Source organism: Kribbella sp. NPDC056951 (assembly GCF_042674205.1).
Lineage (GTDB): Bacteria > Actinomycetota > Actinomycetes > Propionibacteriales > Kribbellaceae > Kribbella > Kribbella yunnanensis.
The window spans coordinates 912,244-927,511 of sequence record NZ_JBHUQZ010000001.1 but is presented as its reverse complement, the minus strand read 5'-3'; the positions used below and the strand labels follow the sequence as shown (position 1 = coordinate 927,511).

Annotated in this window: 14 protein-coding genes; 6 read left to right on the top strand and 8 right to left on the bottom strand. The window is 67.3% G+C overall.

The features are described from left to right. The first annotated feature begins 205 nt into the window (after positions 1-205). The 5 genes from alr to ACFTSF_RS04330 all read left to right on the top strand — a co-directional run bounded on the left by alr (position 206) and on the right by ACFTSF_RS04330 (position 4,711). Positions 206-1,342, top strand: coding sequence for an alanine racemase (gene alr / locus ACFTSF_RS04350; RefSeq protein WP_380152440.1), 1,137 nt, complete (start codon positions 206-208; stop codon positions 1,340-1,342). Further along, positions 1,339-2,307, top strand: a complete 969-nt coding sequence (locus tag ACFTSF_RS04345) for a D-alanine--D-alanine ligase (protein WP_380152439.1) — start codon at positions 1,339-1,341, stop codon at positions 2,305-2,307. The genes alr and ACFTSF_RS04345 overlap by 4 nt, the downstream gene beginning before the upstream one ends. Continuing rightward, entirely contained in the window at positions 2,304-2,924 is a 621-nt protein-coding gene (locus ACFTSF_RS04340; RefSeq protein ID WP_380152438.1) for a M15 family metallopeptidase, read from the top strand. Before ACFTSF_RS04345 ends, ACFTSF_RS04340 begins: the two co-directional genes overlap by 4 nt. 102 nt (positions 2,925-3,026) lie before the next feature. After that, positions 3,027-3,188 carry a hypothetical protein gene (locus ACFTSF_RS04335; protein WP_380152437.1) on the top strand — a complete coding sequence of 54 codons (162 nt, stop codon included), beginning with the start codon at positions 3,027-3,029 and terminating at the stop codon, positions 3,186-3,188. Next, positions 3,188-4,711 carry an N-acetylmuramoyl-L-alanine amidase gene (locus ACFTSF_RS04330; RefSeq protein ID WP_380152436.1) on the top strand — a complete coding sequence of 508 codons (1,524 nt, stop codon included), beginning with the start codon at positions 3,188-3,190 and terminating at the stop codon, positions 4,709-4,711. The genes ACFTSF_RS04335 and ACFTSF_RS04330 overlap by 1 nt, the downstream gene beginning before the upstream one ends. A gap of 109 nt (positions 4,712-4,820) precedes the next feature. On the opposite strand, the gene fdhD is transcribed toward ACFTSF_RS04330, so the two are convergent. The 6 genes from fdhD to ACFTSF_RS04300 all read right to left on the bottom strand — a co-directional run bounded on the left by fdhD (position 4,821) and on the right by ACFTSF_RS04300 (position 12,275). Further along, positions 4,821-5,645 carry a formate dehydrogenase accessory sulfurtransferase FdhD gene (gene fdhD, locus ACFTSF_RS04325; protein ID WP_380152435.1) on the bottom strand — a complete coding sequence of 275 codons (825 nt, stop codon included), beginning with the start codon at positions 5,643-5,645 and terminating at the stop codon, positions 4,821-4,823. Beyond that, positions 5,633-7,075: a molybdopterin molybdotransferase MoeA gene (locus ACFTSF_RS04320; protein ID WP_380152434.1), complete on the bottom strand. Its 1,443-nt coding sequence runs from the start codon at positions 7,073-7,075 to the stop codon at positions 5,633-5,635. Before ACFTSF_RS04320 ends, fdhD begins: the two co-directional genes overlap by 13 nt. After that, the gene (locus tag ACFTSF_RS04315) at positions 7,072-7,299 is read right to left on the bottom strand and encodes a formate dehydrogenase subunit delta (RefSeq protein WP_380152433.1); all 228 of its coding nucleotides are present in this window, start codon (positions 7,297-7,299) and stop codon (positions 7,072-7,074) included. Before ACFTSF_RS04315 ends, ACFTSF_RS04320 begins: the two co-directional genes overlap by 4 nt. 121 nt (positions 7,300-7,420) lie before the next feature. After that, positions 7,421-10,243: a formate dehydrogenase subunit alpha gene (gene fdhF / locus ACFTSF_RS04310; RefSeq protein WP_380152432.1), complete on the bottom strand. Its 2,823-nt coding sequence runs from the start codon at positions 10,241-10,243 to the stop codon at positions 7,421-7,423. Continuing rightward, positions 10,240-11,841, bottom strand: coding sequence for a formate dehydrogenase beta subunit (locus ACFTSF_RS04305; RefSeq protein WP_380152431.1), 1,602 nt, complete (start codon positions 11,839-11,841; stop codon positions 10,240-10,242). Before ACFTSF_RS04305 ends, fdhF begins: the two co-directional genes overlap by 4 nt. Then, positions 11,838-12,275: an NAD(P)H-dependent oxidoreductase subunit E gene (locus ACFTSF_RS04300; protein WP_380152430.1), complete on the bottom strand. Its 438-nt coding sequence runs from the start codon at positions 12,273-12,275 to the stop codon at positions 11,838-11,840. The genes ACFTSF_RS04305 and ACFTSF_RS04300 overlap by 4 nt, the downstream gene beginning before the upstream one ends. Positions 12,276-12,478: 203 nt before the next feature. On the opposite strand from ACFTSF_RS04300, the gene ACFTSF_RS04295 reads away from it, so the two are divergent. Then, on the top strand, positions 12,479-13,759 hold the full coding sequence (locus ACFTSF_RS04295) for an FAD-dependent oxidoreductase (protein WP_380152429.1): 1,281 nt from the start codon (positions 12,479-12,481) through the stop codon (positions 13,757-13,759). Here the strand turns inward: ACFTSF_RS04295 and ACFTSF_RS04290 are convergent. Together ACFTSF_RS04290 and ACFTSF_RS04285 are read right to left on the bottom strand one after the other, a co-directional pair. After that, positions 13,756-14,169: a MerR family transcriptional regulator gene (locus ACFTSF_RS04290; RefSeq protein ID WP_380152428.1), complete on the bottom strand. Its 414-nt coding sequence runs from the start codon at positions 14,167-14,169 to the stop codon at positions 13,756-13,758. The genes ACFTSF_RS04295 and ACFTSF_RS04290 overlap by 4 nt on opposite strands. A 22-nt stretch (positions 14,170-14,191) precedes the next feature. Continuing rightward, complete coding sequence (locus tag ACFTSF_RS04285; protein WP_380152427.1) at positions 14,192-15,226, bottom strand: aminotransferase class V-fold PLP-dependent enzyme; 1,035 nt, start codon at positions 15,224-15,226, stop codon at positions 14,192-14,194. Positions 15,227-15,268: the final 42 nt, after the last annotated feature.

Sequence of the window (15,268 nt, the reverse complement as noted above, 5' to 3'; positions counted from 1 at the left end):
CAGCTGCACACAGCCACCCAATCTCACGCTGCGTAGCGCGGCTATGGTGAAACGCAGCGGATACGGACCTCCGAGAAGGTATTCAGGCCTTCGGGTGAACCTTTGGTAGGGAGCAGAGCGTCAGACCAGAGTCGTACGTCAGATCTGCGCAACATCCTTCCGTGATCCGATGAACTGATGGTTGCCAGCTACAACAATGAGGAACATGAACTTGGTCCAGGCCCGGCAGCGCCCGGCGCCCACGGGTATCGCCGGTCTGTCCGAGGCCGTAGTCGACCTGTCGGCAGTGCGGGACAACGTCCGGACATTCCGGCGGCTGACTCCGCACGACGTGATGGCCGTGGTCAAGGCCGACGCGTTCGGGCACGGCGCCGTACCGGTGGCTCGGGCTGCCATCGATGCCGGGGCGACCTGGCTTGGGGTCGCGCGGGCCGATGAGGCCCTGCAGTTGCGGGCCGCTGGTCTGACCGCCCCGCTCCTGACCTGGCTGTACGACGCCGCCGAGCTGATGCTGCTGGGTGACATGGACGTCGATGTCAGCGTCTCCACGGTCGCCGAGCTGCAGCGAGTTGCCTCGGTTCCGGCCGTCAAAAACGTGCATTTGAAACTCGATACCGGTCTGCACCGGGCCGGCAGCACCCCCGACCAGTGGATTGAACTGACCCGGGCCGCGGCGCACCACGAGGCGCTCGGTGCGCTCGTCGTCCGGGGAATCTGGTCGCATCTGTCGCACGGCGACGATCCGCACGCCGTCCAGAGCCGGAAGCAGTTGCAGCTGCTCCGGACCGGGGTGGTGCTGGCCCGGCGCGCAGGGCTGCGCCCGAGCACGATCCACCTGGCCAATTCGGCCGGGGCGATCAACCTCGACGCGCCCGACTGTGACGTCATCCGGATCGGCGCCGGTCTCTACGGCATCGACGAGACCGGAATCGGCCTGCGCCCGGCAATGCGGTTGATGAGCAAGGCCTTCCAGGTACGCCGGATCAGCGCCGGCGAGGGCGTTTCGTACGGACATGATTTCGTCGCCGAGCGCGACACCACCGTGCTGCTGGTCCCGCTCGGGTACGCCGACGGGATTCCGCGGGTCGCGGTCGAGCAGGCTAGTGTGCTGTGCCGCGGGGTCCGGATGCCGGTAGTCGGCCGGATCGCGATGGACCAGTTCGTCGTCGACGCCGGTGATCTGGCGGTCGATCCGGGCGAGCCGGTGACGATCTTCGGAGACGGTTCGCACGGCGAGCCGACCGCCAAGGACTGGGCGGACTGGGCCGGAACCATCCCGCACGAAATCTACTGTGGCATCGGAACCAGGGTGCCGCGTCGCTATGAGGAGGCAACTCGATGAAGGTCGCGGTCGTGATGGGCGGCGCCAGCCCCGAACACCACGTGTCCCTGGCCAGTGGCAAGGGGATCGCCGACGCGGTCGCCTCGCTCGGTCACACCGCGGTTCCGCTCGTCATCGACCAGCAGGGCGACTGGGCCAACGGCCTGCACGAGGCGATCGACCTGCTTCGCGCGGTCGACGTCGTACTGATCGGCTTGCACGGCGAGTACGGCGAGGACGGCCGTCTGCAGGGCTTCCTCGACCAGCTGAAGGTCCCGTACGTCGGTAGTGGCGTCACCGCGAGCGCGGTCGGCCTGGACAAGCACCTGACGAAGGCGGTTCTGCGCGCGCACGGCATTCCGGTCACTCCGGGTGTCCGGTTGTTCGGCGCGGAGACCCAGGACGCCGAGGCCGCCGTACAGAAGTTGAAGGAGGCCGATGTCGAGTTCCCGGTCTTCGTGAAGCCCGCGAACGGCGGTTCCAGCTTCGGTGTCGGCCGCGCCACCGACCTGGCCTCGCTGGCCGACGCGGTCGCGGCGGCGGCCGAGCTCGACCCGCAGGTCCTGGTCGAGAAGGAGATGGTCGGCCGCGAGATCGACCTCGCCGTCCTGCAGTTCCCCGACGGCCGGGTCGAGGTCGGCCCGCCGCTGGAGATCCACAGCGACCCGGCTCAGCCGTTCTTCAACGCGACCGCCAAGTACGACGCCTCCAGCGCGACCGAATTCGTCGTACCGGCGCCGTTGACCCCGGAGCTGGCCGAGCTGCTGAACCGGACCGCGCTCGAGGTCTTCGAGGTGCTCGGCTGCAAGGGCCTGGCCCGGGTCGACTTCTTCGTCCCCGCGGACGGCAAGCCGGTCGTGAACGAGATCAACACGCTGCCCGGATTCACGCCGGCCTCACAGTTCCCGCGGATGTGGGCCGCGGCCGGATACACCTACGCCGACGTGGTCGACGTACTGATCAAGACGGCGGTCGCCCAGTCGTGACGGTACTGCTCAGCGACGACCGGATCACCCGGATCGACGCGATCGAGAACGGCGAACCGGTGGTCGAGCTGGCCACCCGCGGCATCCAGACCCCCGGTACGGCGTACTCCCGTGAAGGTGTTGCGGACCGGCTCGCGATCGCGAACGCGTTCCTGCCGTCGGGGATCCAGCTGCACGTTGTCGAGGGGCTGCGGCCGCTCGAGTCCCAGCGGGAGATCTACGACGGCTACTGCGCCGAGCTCCGCACGCTGCATCCCGACCTGGACGAGACCGAGATCCGCGTCCTGGCGAGCCGGTTCGTCTCCCCGATCGAGGTCGCACCGCACGTGGCCGGCGCTGCCGTCGACCTGACGCTGGTCGGCGCGAGTGGTCCACTCGATCTCGGTACGCCGATCGACGCGACCCCCGAGCAGAGTGACGGAGCGTGCTTCTTCGCCGCCCCGAACATCAGCCGCGAGGCCCGCACCAACCGCGAGCTGCTCGCCGACGTGCTCACCTCGGCCGGCTTCGTCAACTACCCGACCGAGTGGTGGCACTGGTCCTACGGCGACCGCTACTGGGCCTACATCGAGAACCAGCCGCACGCCATCTACGGCCCGCACCCCTGGCCGAGCTGACCCCACAAGGCGGCTGGGCCATTCCACCTGTATTTGATTGATTGCTCAGGTGCTGGGCCGACTGGTCCTATATCTCCACCGATCTTCATCGTTGGAGGACTTATGACCCCGCCCAGGTTGTCCCGCCGCAGAGTTCTGCTGAGTATTCCGGCCGTGGCGCTGGCCGCGCAGGCCGGGCTCTCGGCCGTTCCCGCTCAGGCGTTGAAGAAGAAGCCTGAGTGCCTGGCCGACCTGATCGCGGCCGACCCGACGGTGCTCCGCTGATGGCCAGCATCACCTGGCTCGCCGACGTGCTCCGGGCGGCCGGCGTACAGGTCGTCGAGGAGGGCAACTGGAAGGCCCGTGGAGTGTCCGGGTCGTTCAACCCGATCGGCGTGCTCTGGCACCACACCGCCGCCACGTCGAGCCCGAGCAACCCGCATCCCGCGCTCGGCATCTGCATCAACGGCCGCTCCGACCTGCAAGGCCCGCTGTGCCAGGCGTTGGTCGACTACAACGGCGTGTTCCACGTTATCTCCGCCAATCGCGCGAACCACGCGGGCGCGGCCCGGGCCAGCGGTCCGATCCCGGCTGGTGACGGCAACACCATGCTGATCGGCTGGGAGATCGACTACAACGGCGTCAATCAGCAGATGACACCGGCACAGTACGACGCCTCCGTGAAGGCGACAGTCGCCGTACTGCGGCAGTTGGGTCGCGACGCGAGTTACGTCCGCGGTCACCGGGAGACGTCGACGACCGGCAAGATCGACCCGTCGTTCATCGACCTGGACGCGTTGCGGGCGGAGATCGCCCAGCAGCTCGCCGGTGGTGGAGGAGCGGGCGGTCAGGCGTACCGGTACCTCGACCAGCAGCACGTGGCGGCAGTCGGCACTGGTGGCACGCTGGTGAACCTGATGTGGTCGCCGGCGACCGACAAGGTCATCCAGGACTGGGGATCGAGCAACCTCGCCGGGAAGCCGATCGGGTATGTACACAACGGTCAGCAGCATGTATTTGCCCGCGGCAAGGACAACACCGTGCGGCACTGGTGGCAGGCGGGAACCGGCGCGCCGGTGCTCGACACCTGGGGCACCGAAGGACGCGTGCTGTCGAACCCGACCGGGTTCGCGTACAAGAACCAGCAGCACCTGTTCTACCGCAACCCGGACGGGAACCTGGAACACAAGTTCTGGGACCAGGGTACCGACCAGATCACCACGGGTGTCTGGGCCAACGGACCCTTCGTCGGTAACCCGTTTGCCTTTGTACACAAGGATCAGCAGCACATCTTCGGTCGCGGACCGAACGGCGAGCTGAAGCACTGGTCGTGGGCTCCGGGCGGGAATCCGACGTACGACAACTGGGGTGTCGCCAGCGGTGTCACGTCGGACGTGACTGGGTTCAGCACCGGCGTACAGGCGCATGTCTTCTTCCGGAACGCCGACGGGCAACTGCAGCACCGCTTCCTCGACGGTACGACGGTGCTCGGCGACATCTGGACCGGCGGCCCGTTCGTCGGGAACCCACATGCGTTCGCCCACAAGAACCAGCAGCACGTCGTTGCCCGCAAGGAGAACGGCGACCTCGTCCACTTCTACTGGTCCCCCACCATCGACCCGCCGGAATCCGACAACTGGGGAGCCGTAGGCGTAGTCACCGACGACCCGATCGGCCTCTCCACCGCCGACGCCCACCACGTCTTCTACCGCATAGCCAACGGCACCCTCGAACACCGCTACTTCGTAGACGCCGAAGCCCGCCAAGCCACCGACAACTGGGGCGGCTCCCTAGCCCCCAGTTCGTGACCCATCTGGTGGGTAGACCCATCCGATGGTGGGTTGGCCAATCGTAGGGCGGTTGGCCAACCCACCGTCTGGTTGGCATACCCACCAGACGGGGTGAAGAGGGGCGCCGCTAGCTCGTGATGCGGGTGGGGTGGGTGTAGGCGTTGAGGGAGCCGTTGCGGATGAAGGCGGCTAGGGTGAGGCCGGATTCTTCGGCTAGGTCGGCTGCCAGGGAGCTGGGGGCGGAGACTGCGCCTAGGACTGGGATGCCGGCCATGACGGCTTTTTGGGCTAGTTCGAAGCTGGCTCGGCCGGAGACTATGAGGATGAGGCCGCGGGCTGGGATTCGGTTGTCGAGGATGGCCCAGCCGATGACTTTGTCAACGGCGTTGTGGCGGCCTACGTCCTCGCGTACGACGAGGAGTTCGCCGGTGGGCGTGAACAGGCCGGCCGCGTGTAGGCCGCCGGTGCGGTCGAAGACCTGCTGACGGGTGCGGAGTACGTCGGGCAGTTTCGCCAGTACGTCGTACCGGATCTGGGTCTCGTCGTCGGCCGGGGAATACCTTGTTTTCAAGCGAACTGCGTCGAGTGACGCTTTGCCGCAGACGCCGCAGGATGAGGTGGTGTAGAAGTTGCGCTCGACTCCCGTGACCGGCGGCGGTACGCCGGGGGCCAGGCCGAGGTCGAGGACGTTGTAGGTGTTGCGGCCTTCGTCATCACGCGAATCGCAGTAGCGCGCATCGCGGATGTCGTCGACGCTCCCGATCACGCCTTCGGTGTGCAGGAACCCGTGCGCCAGCTCGACATCGTGGCCGGGCGTGCGCATCGTGACGGCGAGAGGTTTGCCGTCGACGCGCAGTTCGAGCGGTTCCTCGACGGCGAGTGAGTCGGGTCGGCTGCGCTCGCCGTCCGGTCCTATTCGGACGACCGGACGCCGCGCAATCAGCCGCCCCATGGCCGCGCTCCCGGATCCAGCGGCAACAACCGCGCCGCAATCGCCTCAGCCGGCCCGGGTTCCACGACTGCCAGGGCGTCCGCCTCAGCAGCACCCCGCAACATCGCTGATCCCCCATGCCCCACCGGTACGGCGCCTTGCCCGGTAACGCGCACTGGTACCAACCGCGTGCTGTGCGGATGGCAAGCCACCCCACCCGGAATAGCCGCAACAGCCAACGCCGGCAACGGCAACCCCCGCAACCGCGAGATCGCCGCCACCCCCACCGTCAGAAACGCACTCAAAGCCGCCAACGGGTTCCCCGGCAACCCAACCACCAACCGCCCATCCCCCAACCGAGCCACCGCCTGCGGATGCCCCGGCCGGCAATCCACCCCATCCACCACCAACTCAGCCCCCAGCTCGGATAACACCGCCCGCAAATGATCAGCCGGCCCCGAAGCCGAAGACCCAGACACCAGGATCAGGTCAGCCCCTGCCAGCCCACCTTCACCCCACCCGGCCGCCCCCGGAGTTGCGCCACCAACGCCACTGGCAACAGACCCGGGATTGGGGTGGGGAGGGACACCCGACTGGTCTCCGAAGCTCGGGCTGGGGTGGGGAGGGGTGCCACGCTCGCCGCGCAGGCCGGTGTCAGCCGCCTGGGCGTACTGCTCGGCGCCACCAAGGCTGTCGGCGACGGAGCCCGCGGTGGGATGGGGAGGGGTGGGGTGCTGGTCTCGGGGGGTGCGGAGGGCTTCTAGGAGGGCTGTTCGGGTGTCGGGGAGGTGGCGGATGGGGCCTAGCTGGGCACCTGCTTGGGTGATGAGGGTGGGGAGCATGGGGCCGATGGCGTCGCGGACGCGGCCTGGGGTGGAGGGGCCTTGGTGGACTAGTTCGTCGCCGGTTATTAGGGCGGCTACTACTGGTTGGGGGATGACGGTTAGGCGGTTCAGGCCTAGGGAGGCGGCTAGGCCTAGGACTGGGCCGTCTACGACGACGCCTGCGGGGAGGACTACCTCGCCTGCTTGGCATTCCTCGCCGGCTCGGCGGATGTGTTTGCCTGGGTCGGATGGGCCATGGACCCAGGGGCCGTCTAGCTCGATGTCTTCGTCTCGGATGACGCTGGTGGCGCCTGCTGGTACGGCGGCGCCGGTGGTGATGCTGCAGGCTTGTCCGTCGGCTAGCTCGACCGAGGCGGCGGAGTCGGCGGCTACGTGGGCGATGACGCGCCAGGGGCCGGGACCGCGGACGGCGTACCCGTCCATGGCTGAGCGGTCTACTGGTGGGACTGCGGCGGGTGAGACCAGGGGGCTTGCGAGTACGCAGCCGGCGGCGTCGGCGAGGGCGCGGGAGACTGCCGGTTGGGGGCGGCCGACTAGGTGGGCGACCCGGCGGGCTGCGTCCCACGACACGTGGTCGCGTCGTGGGAGGTCGTTCGGCTGGGTCACTTGGCGGCTGCTTGGAGTTGCTGGGCGGCGAGGGCGGCTGCTGGGTCGAGGTCTTCGGCGCCGGCTTCGACGTGGGCGATCAGGGCCTGCTTCATCCGGGGATCCCAGGTGATCCGCATGTGGTTCGCGATCGCCGTAGCAGCGTCGGCCGGCGCCCGGTGAGCGAACTGGGCCGCAATCTCGTTCGCCAGTCGCACGTACGGCGGCACGGTAGCGCGGCTCATCGACCATCACCCCCGTACACCGGCTTCGTGGCGCGGTTCATCCGGGCATCACCCACGTACGGCGGCTCCGTCGGGCGGCTCATCCAGCCACCACCCACGCACGACGACTTCATCGCGCGGGTCATCGGGGATCACCGGCGACGACTGGCTCTCGGGCTTCCTCGGAGACGACAGAGGTGGGCAGGAGATCTACCTGGACCGCGGTGACCTTGTACTCGGGGCAGTTGGTGGCCCAGTCGGAGTTGTCGGTGGTGATGACGTTGGCGCCGGTGACTGGGTGGTGGAAGGTGGTGTAGCAGACACCTACCGGCATGCGGTCGGAAAGTCTTGCACGTAAGGTGGTTCGGCCGACTCGGCTCGACAAAGCGACCGTGTCGCCGTCCTCGATTCCGCGGACCTCGGCGTCGTGCGGATGCAGTTCGAGGATGTCCTCGGGGTGCCACGCGACGTTCGCCGTACGGCGGGTCTGCGCACCCACGTTGTATTGCGACAAGATCCGCCCGGTCGTCAGAATCAACGGGTACTTCCGCGTCGACCGCTCCGACGTCGGCACGTAGACGGTCTCCATGAACCGCCCTTTACCGCGGGTAAAGGATTCTTCATGCATGATCGGCGTACCGTCCGGGTGCTCCACATTGCACGGCCACTGGATCGACCCGACCTGGTCCAGCCGCTCGAACGAGACCCCCATGAACGTCGGAGTCGTGAGCGCGATCTCGGCCATGATCTCGGCGGCCGAGTTGTAGTGCATCGGGTAGCCCATCGCCTGCGCGATCTCGCAGACGATCTCCCATTCCTGCTTCCCGGTCTGCGGCGCCATCACCGGACGCACCCGGTTGATCCGCCGCTCGGCGTTCGTGAACGTCCCGTCCTTCTCCAGGAACGATGTCCCCGGCAACAAAACGTGCGCGAACTTCGCCGTCTCGTTGACGAACAGGTCCTGCACCACCAACAAATCCAACGCACCCAAAGCCGCAAACACGTGCTGCGTATTCGGGTCGGACTGCGCAATATCCTCGCCCTGCACGAACAACGCCTTGAACGATCCGTCGATCGCCGAGTCGAACATATTCGGGATCCGCAGTCCCGGCTCGTTCAGCAACGGCGTACCCCAAAGCTTCTCGTACACCTCCCGTACGCCGTCATCCGACACATGCCGGTATCCCGGCAACTCGTGCGGGAACGACCCCATGTCACAAGAACCCTGCACGTTGTTCTGCCCACGCAGGGGATTCACCCCCACACCACGACGACCAATGTTCCCGGTCGCCATCGCAAGGTTGGCCATCCCCATCACCATCGTGGAGCCCTGGCTGTGCTCCGTAACGCCGAGACCGTAATAGATCGCGCCATTCCCACCAGTCGCATACAACCGAGCCGCCGCCCGCACCTCGGACGCCGGTACGCCGGTGATCTCCTCGACCGCTTCCGGACTATGCAACGGATCAGAGATGAACGTTTCCCACGTAGCGAAGTCCTCACACCGATCCGCAACGAACGCCCGGTCGACCAACCCCTCGGTCACCACCACATGCGCGATCGCGTTGATCATCGCCACATTGGTGCCCGGGGCAAGCGAAAGGTGATGCGCGGCCTCGATGTGCGGCGACCGGACGAGATCCGTCTTCCGCGGATCGATGACGATCAACCGAGCACCCTGCCGGATCCGCTTCTTCATCCGCGACCCGAACACCGGGTGCGCGTCCGTCGGGTTCGCCCCGATCACCAGGATCACGTCGGCCTCGTCGACCGACTTGAAGTCCTGCGTGCCGGCCGACTCACCAAAGGTCTGCTTCAGGCCATACCCCGTCGGCGAGTGACAAACGCGAGCACACGTGTCCACGTTGTTGTTCCCGAAGACCGCACGGACCATCTTCTGGACCGTGTACACCTCTTCGTTCGTCGTCCGCGACGAGGTGATCGCACCAATCGAGCCCTGCCCGTACTGCGCCTGGATCTCGCGCAACCGCCGTGCGGTGAACCCGATCGCCTCGTCCCACGAGACCTTCCGCCACTCGTCCGCGATCGAGTCGCGGACCATCGGCTCCAGCACGCGATCCGGGTGACTCGCATACCCAGACGCGAACCGCCCCTTCACACACGAGTGCCCTTCGTTGGCACCACCGTTCTTGTACGGCACCATCCGGACCAGCTCGTCGCCACGCAACTCGGCCTTGAACGAACATCCGACCCCGCAGTACGCGCACGTGGTGATCACGGACCGGGTCGGCATCCCCAGTTCGATCACCGACTTCTCCTGCAGCGTCGCCGTCGGACACGCCTGCACACACGCACCGCACGACACACAGTCGGATTCGAAGAACGATCCGCCGGCCCCGGCCGCGACCTTCGAGTCGAACCCACGACCCTCGATCGTCAACGCCAGCGTGCCTTGGACTTCGTCACACGCCCGCACACACCGCGAGCACGCAATGCACTTGGACGCCTCGAAATCGAAGTACGGGTTGGAGGAATCCGTCGGCTCCGACATGTGGTTCGCGCCCGCTTCGACCCCAGATCCGTAGCGGACTTCACGCAGACCGGTGACTCCGGCCATGTCCTGCAGTTCGCAGTCACCGTTGGCCGAGCAGGTCAAACAGTCGAGCGGGTGGTCGGAGATGTAGAGCTCCATCACCCCGCGCCGCAGCTTGCCGAGCTTCTCGTTCTGCGTGCGAACCACCATGCCCGGCGCGACCGGCGTCGTACACGAGGCCGGCGTACCACGCATGCCGTCGATCTCGACCACACACAACCGGCACGACCCGAAGGCCTCCAGGTTGTCCGTCGCGCACAGCTTCGGTACGTCGATCCCCGCTTCCTTGGCCGCGCGCATCACCGACGTACCGGGCGGGACCTGTACGGCGACCCCGTCCACGAGCACCTCGACCGTCGCCTCACCCGGCCGGGCCGGCGTACCGAAGTCCGGTTCTTTCAACAGGCTCATTCCCCGAAGTCCTTTCCGAAGTGGCGGACGGCGCTGCGCACCGGCAGCGGCGTGAGCCCACCCATCGCACAGAGCGAGCCGTCGGTCATCAGGTCGCACAGATCACCCAGTACGACGAGGTTCTTCTCACGGTTGTCACCGGCAACGATCCGGTCGATCGTCTCGACGCCACGCACCGCGCCAACCCGGCATGGCGTGCACTTGCCGCACGACTCGGCCGCGCAGAACTCGAAGGCGAAGCGAGCCATCGCGGCCATGTCCACGGTCTCGTCGAAGACCACGATCCCGCCGTGCCCGACCATCGCGCCGGCCGCCGCGAACGCCTCGTAGTCCATCGGCAGATCGAACTGCTCGACCGGTAGATACGCACCCAACGGCCCACCGACCTGTACGGCGCGGATCGGCCGACCGGACGACGTACCGCCACCGAATTCGTTCACCAGCTCGCCGAGTGTGATCCCGAACGCGGTCTCGACGATCCCGCCGCGAGCCACGTTGCCGCCGAGCTGGAAGACGCTGGTACCGAGTGATCGCCCGACCCCGTACGCCGCATACGTCGCCGCGCCGTCGGCCAGAATCGTCGGAACCGTTGCCAACGACAACACGTTGTTGACCACTGTCGGCAGCCCGAAAAGTCCTTCCAGGGCTGGGATCGGGGGCTTGGCGCGAACCATCCCGCGCTTCCCCTCAAGACTCTCCAGCATCGAGGTTTCTTCACCGCAGATGTACGCACCGGCGCCGACCCGGACGTGCAGATCGAACTCGAACCCGGAGCCGAGGACATCGGCCCCCAGCCACCCCTCGGTCCGGGCGAGTTCGATCGCGGCCCTGAGCGTCGCCACCGCATCCGGGTATTCGGAGCGCAGGTAGACATACCCTTCCGACGCCCCCACGGCGTACGCCGCGATCGTCATTCCCTCGATCAGCGTGAACGGATCGCCCTCGATCAGCATCCGGTCCGCGAAGGTCCCCGAGTCACCCTCGTCCGCGTTGCAGCAAACGAACTTGAGCTCAGATTGAGCACCCAGCACCGTCCGCCACTTGATGCCGGTCGGGAACCCGGCACCCCCGCGGCCGCGGAGACCGGACTCGACCACGGTCTCCACGACCTCGGCCGGGGTCATCGCCAACGCCTGGCGCAGCCCCCGGAGACCGCCGTACGACGTGTAGTCGTCGACGGAGAGGGGATCAGTCACCCCGACCCGGGCAAACGTCAGCCGCTGCTGCTTCCGCATCCACGGCAGTTGCTCGACATCCCCAAGACAGGCGCCCAGATTCCGAGCGCCCGCAAGCATCCCGCCAGCCACCAGCCCGTCAACGTCCTCAGGAGCAACCGGCCCATACCCAATCCGCCCCTCAGCCGTCTCCACCTCAACCAACGGCTCCAGCCACAACATCCCCCGCGACCCATTCCGCACGACCTCAACCGCCGGCGCTCCGCCCGCCGCGCGCGCATCCCCGGCGCGACCACCCTCGGCGCGCGCACCCTCGGCTCGACCACTCGCGGCAGCCAGGATCCGCTCGGCCACGTCATCCGCGCCCACCGAACGCGCAGCCGAGTCGCGCGACACGAACACGCGGACCGGCGCCCCGCTCATCGGGCTTCTCCCAGCAGTGCGTCCAGGCGAGTGGGCGTCACTCGGCCGTGCAATCGCTCGCCGACTTGAACCGCCGGCCCCAGCGCACAGTTGCCGAAGCAGAACACCTCGTCGAGCGTGATCCGCCCGTCGTACGTCGTCTCACCGAACCCGCACCCGACACTCCGCTTCGCATGCTCAGCCAACTCGACCGCACCAACGGATCGGCACGCCTCCGCTTGGCAGATCGCCACGACAGTCCGCCCAGCCGGCGTACGGCGGAAGTCCTTGTAGAAGGTGACCACCCCATGCACCTCGGCCACCGACAGATTCAGTACGTCGGCGATCACCGGCACGTCCGGTTGGTCGACGTACCCGAGCTCCTCCTGCACCGCATGGAGGATCGGTATCAGCGCACCTCGAAGCCCGCGCAGCTCAGTCGCTATCTCCCGCACGCGCTGAGCACGTCCAGGGACCGGAACGGAGGAAGCGGCCACTACCTCACTCGTCATGTATACAACATCCCGTGCTCCGGGAGCGGGGTCAAAGCAATGCTGCCTATCACCTGATAGACGCCGTCTATCAACGCGCACCCGCCTGCCCCGAGGTCTGCCCGATGGCGCGGGTGATCCGCACGCGCACAACCGAAGCTGGGAGCATGGGTACGAGGGCTGTGATCGCGGGCGGGAGTATGGCTGGGCTACTGGCGGCGAAGGTGCTCAGCCGCTGGTACGACGAAGTTGTCGTCCTGGACCGAGATCAGCTGCCGCTGGACGCGGTGCACCGCAAGGGAGTTCCGCAGAGCCGGCACGCGCACGGGCTGCTCGCCCGCGGGCACCAGACGATCGAGCGACTCGTGCCCGGGTTCCGCGACGAGATGGTCCGCCGGGGTGCGGTGCAGAACGACCTGCACAACGACGTCCTCTGGTACAACGAGGGCCGCCTGCTCAAACGCGCCCCCTCCAACCTGACCGGCCTCCTCGCCGGCCGACCGCTGATCGAGTCGGTACTGCGGGCGAAGGTGACCGAGGTCCCGAACATCATCACCAAACCCGGTACGACGGTTGACGGACTGACCGCCGAGAACGGCCGAGTGACCGGCGTACGGGTCAATGGTGAGCGTCTCGATGCGGAGCTCGTGGTCGACGCCACCGGCCGGAGCAACCGCGGTCCGACCTGGTTGCGCGAGCTCGGGTACGACGCCGCGCCGGAGGACGAGGTCCGCGCCGGCATCGTCTACACGACCCGCGAGTACCGCCGGGTGCCGGGCGATGTCGACTTCACCGGCGTGATCTCCGGGCACTACCCGGACAACCCGATCGGCTGCGGAGTCGGCGCGAACGACGGCGACCGCTGGCTCGTGACGCTGGTCGGGATGGCGGACAACCCACCGCCGGACCAGCCCGGTGCCTTCGAGGACTTCGCGGCCCAGCTCGACGGTCCCGAACTGCATCGGCTGATCACTCGCGCCGAACCGCTCACCGAGCCGGTTCGCTACCGGATCGGCCCGAGCGTCCGGCGCCGGTACGAGAAGGCCAGTCGCCTGCCCGAGGGCTTCGTCGCGGCCGGTGATTCGCTTGTCTGCTTCAACCCAGCCTACGGCCAAGGCATGACGATCGCGGCACTCGCCGCCGAGCACCTGGCCGAGATTCTTGAGAGCGGCGACGACCAGCTCACCCGCCGCTACTTCACCGGCATGGCGAAGATCGTCGACACCGCCTGGGTCATGTCGGTCTCCAACGACCTGCGCTTCGACGCCACGGTAGGCAAGCAGCCGCTGGCCTCCCGCCTGCTCGTCCGCTACCTGAGCCGACTGAACAAGGCAGCCCAGACGGACCCCGTCGTCGGCCGCCGCTTCCTGGAGGTGGCCAATCTGCTCGCGACGCCGCCGTCCCTGCTGACGCCGTCGACGCTCCTCCGCGTGCTCCGCGCGGGCTAGGAGGCGGCGGTCTCTTCTGGGGGCACCCACAGGCAGCTGGCCGTGCCGGCGGCGACATGCTCTTCGTAGATCGACACCTTGTGGGTGATGACCCGCAGCGACTCCTGCAGGTCCTCGAGCTGCGCGGTGATGGAGTCCTGGTGGCTGCGGAGCAGGTCCAGGCGGTCCTGCTCGTTGCCCGAGCCTTGGCGAACGAGTTCGGTGTACCGGCGAATCGTGTCCAGCGGCATCCCCGACGAGCGGAACTTGATGCACATCGCCAACCAGTCGACGTCGTCCTCGCTGTAAACCCGTCGCCCGTTCGACTCCCGGCGTACCGGGTCGGCCAGCAGCCCTTCGCGCTCGTAGAACCGCAGCGCGTGCACGCTCAACCCGGTCCGCTCCGCCACCTGCCCGATGCTCAACCCCATACCGCCAATCCTAGATCGCGCTCTAGGTCAACGGCTTCAGAGCGTCCAAAGCCTGATGTACGTCGTCCCGTGTCGAGTAGATGTGGAATGACGCGCGCAGCTTCCCGTCGCGGACCGCTGCCCGGATGCCGGCCGCCTTGAAGGCCGCGTCCGCGCCCGGGAGACTCGTGCTGACGATCGCCGAGTTCGACGGCGGCAGCCCGAGACCGTCGCGGAACTCGTTGGCCAGCTCGAGGTTGTGCCGGTAGATCGTCTCGACACCGATCTGCTCGACCAACTCGAGCGCCGGAGCCGCCCCGACGAAGCAGAACCACGCCGGCGACTGGTCGAATCGGCGGGCACCCTCGGCCAGCACCATCCGGTCGCCGTAATACGACCCGTGCATGTCAGCGGCGGCGTACCAACCGGCGGCCGACGGGCGGCAGCGCTCCTGCAACCTTCGCGACAGGTAACCGAGCGTGGCCCCGCGCGGCGACATCAGCCACTTGTAGGTGTGCACCACAAGTGCGTCGATGCCGTCGACAGTGAGCGGCAGCCAACCCATGCCCTGGCTGGCGTCGATCACCACCAGCGCGTCGATCTCCTTGCTGGCGGCAACCACTGCGGGAAGGTCCAGTACGACGCCGGTCGACGACTGCACCGCGCTGACCGCGACCACGTCGATCCCCGGCCGGATCGCGGCGACCAGCTCCGATCCCGGTACGCCGATCACCTCGACACCGCGATCCTCGTGCACCTTCCAGGGAAAGACATTCGAGGTGAACTCGACGTCATCAGTCAGCACCTTCGCACCATCGGGCAGTGCAGCCGCGACCGGCGCGAGCGCTGCCGACACCGTGCTCCCGACGAACACGTCGGCCGCGTCAGCACCGACCAGCCGAGCGAACGACTCGCGGGATCGGCTGGTCGATTCGTCCCACGGCTCCCAACTGGTCGCACCCACCCTCCAGTCCGACAGCGCGGCCTGCAAGGCCTCCCACGCCGGCCGCGGCGGCAGTCCGTACGAAGCGGTATTCAGCCAGCCGGGCTCGGGGTTCCACAGCTCTTTGTAGTCCACGCTTCCACCTTACGGAGGACTTGACCTAGACAACGCTCTAGC